We start from the raw sequence: 1,024 nt of genomic DNA on the forward strand, positions 1-1,024 counted from the left end.
CCTCCAACGTCAACTCCTCCAACCACCCACAACCCACCCCATCACCCGCACGCAACACCAACTCCACCAACGCCGACCCCGGCACCACCACCACACCCCACACCGCATGATCAGCCAACCACCCATGCGAAACCAACGACAACCGCCCCGTCAACAACACCCCATCCCCGCCCGCCAACCCCACCACCGCACCCAACAACGGATGATCAGCCGAACCCAGACCAAGACCAGCCGCCGCACCCTCGCTGACGGCCACACCCGCTGACTCCAGCCAGTACCGCTCCCGCTGGAAGGCATACGTGGGCAGCTCGACCCGACGCGCACCCGTCCCCGCGAACATCCGAGCCCAGTCGACAGAGGCCCCGCCCACGTAAGCCTCGGCCACGGAGGTCAGGAAACGGTCCAGCCCACCTTCGTCACGGCGCAGCGAACCGACCGCGGTGACACGGGTGCCATGCTCCTCGGCCGTCTGCTCCACACCCATCGTGAGCACCGGATGGGCGCTGGCCTCGACAAACACCTGGAAGCCATCGGCCAGCAGAGCCCGGACGGCCTCGTCAAAACGCACCGTCTGACGCAGATTGCGATACCAGTACCCGGCATCCAGACCGGTCGTATCCAGCACTCCACCGGTCACCGTCGAATAGAACGGCACCAACGACGACTGAGGACTGATCTCTTCGAGGGCCTGCCGAAGCTCGTCCTCAATGGCCTCCACATGAGCGCAATGCGAGGCGTAGTCCACCGGAACACGCCGCGCCCGGATCCCCTCCGCCTCACACACGGCCAGCAGCTCATCCAACGCATCCGCGTCACCGGACACCACGACCGCCGAAGGCCCGTTCACCGCCGCCACCGACAGCCGCTCGCCCCACGCCGCAAGCCGATCCCGTACGGCATCCACCGGCAACGACACCGACACCATGCCACCACGCCCGGACAGCGCCCGCAGCGCCTGACTGCGCAGGGCTACGACGCGCGCCGCATCCTCCAACGACAACGCACCCGCCACACACGCCGCCGC

General features: G+C 67.4%; 1 protein-coding gene. It reads right to left on the minus strand.

Annotated elements, in window-relative coordinates; genetic code table 11:
* A partial coding sequence (locus IEJ02_RS47795; protein ID WP_191070507.1) for an acyltransferase domain-containing protein occupies positions 1 to 1,024 on the minus strand: 1,024 nt, incomplete at both ends.

The sequence above is a fragment of the Streptomyces sp. 5-10 genome, from assembly GCF_014712245.1.
GTDB classification, from domain to species: domain Bacteria; phylum Actinomycetota; class Actinomycetes; order Streptomycetales; family Streptomycetaceae; genus Streptomyces; species Streptomyces violaceusniger.